Origin of the sequence: Rhizobacter sp., assembly GCF_031412495.1 — a bacterium.
Lineage (GTDB): Bacteria > Pseudomonadota > Gammaproteobacteria > Burkholderiales > Burkholderiaceae_C > Schlegelella_A.
Genome location: NZ_JANODC010000302.1, coordinates 1 through 2,901, shown reverse-complemented (window position 1 = coordinate 2,901; position 2,901 = coordinate 1). Strand labels below are relative to the sequence as shown.

Below are 2,901 nucleotides of genomic sequence, written 5' to 3'. Positions count from 1 at the left end.
GACTACCCGATGGTGATGGACACCTTCGGCTGCACGCCGAAGTTCCTGGCCGAGAACCCGAAGGCGGCGAAGGCCCTGGCCGACGGCTACTTCGACGCCCTCGAGATGATCAAGGCCGATCCGAAGAAGAGCTTCGAGATCATGGGCGCCGACGTCAAGCAGACGGGCGAGGCCTTCGAGAAGAGCCAGGCGTTCCTGCGCTGGCAGGACCGCGCCGCGAACCAGAAGTTCTTCGCCGGCGAGCACGCCGCCTTCAGCAAGGAGGCGGCCGACCTGCTGCTCGAGGCCGGCATCATCAAGACGATGCCGGACATGAGCAAGCTGGCCGACACGCGCTTCCTGAAGTAGCACCGGCCCTAGGCGGTGCCGGCGCCGACCAGCATCTCGCAAGGGCCGACGAAGCCGTCGGCGCCCTCGAAGGTCTCCAGCGCCTGCTCGATGTCGCGCCACACGCCTTCGCGCTCGTCTTCGGTGAGCCCGGACATCATCTGATGCAGGGCGCCGAACGACTCGCGCTCGAAGCGCACGCACTCGGCGGCGGTCGCCAGCCGCACCGGCGAAGGCACGCGGCGCACCTCGATGTCGCGAAAGCCCGCCTTGGCGAGCGTCGCTTCGAGGACGCCTTCGCCGCCCAGGGAGAACGGCCCCGGCTGTCCGGGCAGCGGCGCGGGCAGGCGCGCCCGCTCGCGGATCAGCTTGACCGGCGTCGAGAAGAAGGCGTTCCGCTCCGGCGTCGAGTAGACGACGGCGCCGACGCGACCCCCCGGCTTGAGGGCCGCCTTCATGCCGGCCAGCGCCCGCTGCTGGTCGGGAAAGTAGATCAGGCCGACGCGGCTGACGACGGCGTCGAACGAGCCTGGCGGCAGCGTGCCAAGCGCCTCGCCGTCGAGCTCGCGCGTGGCGACGATCTTGTCCAGGCCGGCGGCGCGCGCGTCGCGCTCGGCGAACTCGAGCAGCGCCGGCGCGATGTCGGTCGCCAGCACGTGGCCGCCGGGGCCGACGCGGCGCGCCGCGGCGAGCGACTGCTCACCGGCGCCGGCGGCGACGTCGAGGACGCGGCTGCCCGGGCCGACGCGCGTCATGTCGAACATCGTCCCGGTCGATTCGCCGAGCCACTGGCCGATGAACGGACCCCAGCGATGCCAGGCCTCGGCGGCGCTCTGCCACTGCGCGCGCGTGGTCGTCTTGAAGCGATCGGGGTCGAAGGTGCCGGGCGCGGCGGCGCCGGCGGTGAAGAGGACTGCACTCATGGGGGTCTCCTGGAACGGGCCGCCGGAAGTCGGCGGTGGCCACCACTGTCGCGCCGCGGGACGAGGTCGGGTGGTCCAGAAAATGCACCGTCGTCCGGGCCGCGCGGGCTGGCGCGGGCCCTGCCGAAGGCATAGGCTCGCTGCCATGATCGACTACGGCCAGTTCTGCACCGTCGCGCGCGGCGCCGAGGTCTTCGGCGAGCGCTGGACGCCGCTCGTCGTGCGCGAGCTGCTGTGCGGCAGCACGCGCTTCAACGACATCCGGCGGGGCGTGCCACGCATGTCGGCGACCCTCCTGACGCAGCGGCTGCGCAAGCTCGAGGAGGTCGGCATCGTCAAGCGGGGCGCCACCGGCAGCACCGGCGTCGCCGAGTACCACCTCACCGGCGCCGGCGAGGAACTGCGCCCGATCGTGATGGCGATCGGGCATTGGGGGGCGCGCTGGATCGGCAGCCGGCTGAAGCGCGGCCAGCTCGATGTCGGTTTCCTGATGTGGGACATCCGCCGCTTCGTCCACCTCGACAAGTTCCCGAAGAACCGTGCGGTGACGATCCACTTCCGCTTCACCGACGCCGGGCCGGGCGAGCGGCGCTGGTGGTTGGTCGTCGACAAGGGCTGTGCCGACCTCTGCCGCGACGACCCGGGCGCCGAGGCGACGCTGGTCCTCGAAACCACGGTGCTCGCGCTCACCGAGGTCTGGACCGGCGACCGCGACGCCGACGCCGCGGTGGCCGAGCGCGCCCTGCGCATCCGCGGCGCGGCGCGCGACGTGCGCGCGCTCTGGGACTGGCTCGGCCGCAGCGCCTTCGCCGAGACGCGCGCGGCCTGCCGCCCGGCCGCCTGAGCCCGGCGCCCCGATGCGGCCCCTGGTCCCCGTCGCGCCCGGCACCCGCGTGGTGCTCGGCATCGCCTTCTTCGTCCTCTTCGTCGCGGTCTGGTCGATCGCGACCTTCGGCGGCTTCGTCTCCAAGACCTTCCTCGCCGACCCGGTGTCGATGGTCCGCTCCGGCTGGGACCTGCTCGCCACGCAGGGCTTCGGCTACGACATCGGCTGGACGGTCTGGCGCGTCTTCGGCGGCTTCGCCCTCGCCGCGGTGCTGGCGCTCCCGCTCGGCGTGATGATGGGCGCCTACAAGCCGATCGAGGCCTTCTTCGAGCCCTTCATCAGCTTCGCGCGCTATCTGCCGGCGAGCGCCTTCATCCCGCTGCTCATCCTCTGGGCCGGCATCGGCGAGGCGCAGAAGCTCGCCCTCATCTTCATCGGCTCGTTCTTCCAGCTCGTGCTGATGATCGCCGTCATCGTCGGCAACACGCGGCGCGACCTGGTCGAGGCCGCCTACACGCTCGGCGTCGGCGACCGCGGCCTGATCCGCCGCGTGCTGCTGCCGGGCGCGGCGCCCGAGATCGCCGAGGTGCTGCGGATGGTGCTCGGCTGGGCCTGGACCTACGTCATCGTCGCCGAGCTGATCGGCGCCTCGGCCGGCATCGGCCACATGATCACCGACAGCCAGGCCCTGCTCGCCACCGACCAGATCATCTTCGGCATCATCGTCATCGGCCTGATCGGGCTGGCGAGCGACATGCTTTTCAAGTGGGTGAACCGGCGCCTCTATCCGTGGGCGCAGCTCGGGAGATGAGCGCCACGGACAGC

Annotated in this window: 3 protein-coding genes and 1 pseudogene; 3 read left to right on the top strand and 1 reads right to left on the bottom strand. The window is 71.6% G+C overall.

Annotated features, from left to right (window positions below; translation table 11 throughout):
• Window positions 1-348, top strand: a pseudogene (locus AC30N0_RS11275) (ABC transporter substrate-binding protein); the annotation flags it as partial.
• Window positions 349-356: 8 nt separating this feature from the next.
• Here the strand turns inward: AC30N0_RS11275 and AC30N0_RS11270 are convergent.
• Window positions 357-1,250: a class I SAM-dependent methyltransferase gene (locus AC30N0_RS11270; RefSeq protein WP_489518007.1), complete on the bottom strand. Its 894-nt coding sequence runs from the start codon at window positions 1,248-1,250 to the stop codon at window positions 357-359.
• Window positions 1,251-1,395: 145 nt separating this feature from the next.
• Between AC30N0_RS11270 and AC30N0_RS11265 the strand changes: the two genes are divergently transcribed.
• On the top strand, window positions 1,396-2,094 hold the full coding sequence (locus AC30N0_RS11265) for a winged helix-turn-helix transcriptional regulator (protein ID WP_489518006.1): 699 nt from the start codon (window positions 1,396-1,398) through the stop codon (window positions 2,092-2,094).
• A 13-nt stretch (window positions 2,095-2,107) separates the two neighbouring features.
• Entirely contained in the window at window positions 2,108-2,887 is a 780-nt protein-coding gene (locus tag AC30N0_RS11260) for an ABC transporter permease (protein ID WP_489518005.1), read from the top strand.
• Window positions 2,888-2,901: the final 14 nt, after the last annotated feature.

Bases quoted from the DNA above. Each gene is read 5' to 3' on its own strand.
- AC30N0_RS11265 (WP_489518006.1), top strand. From the start codon at position 1,396: ATGATCGACTACGGCCAGTTCTGCACCGTCGCGCGCGGCGCCGAGGTC.
- AC30N0_RS11260 (WP_489518005.1), top strand. From the start codon at position 2,108: ATGCGGCCCCTGGTCCCCGTCGCGCCCGGCACCCGCGTGGTGCTCGGC.
- AC30N0_RS11270 (WP_489518007.1), bottom strand. From the start codon at position 1,250: ATGAGTGCAGTCCTCTTCACCGCCGGCGCCGCCGCGCCCGGCACCTTC.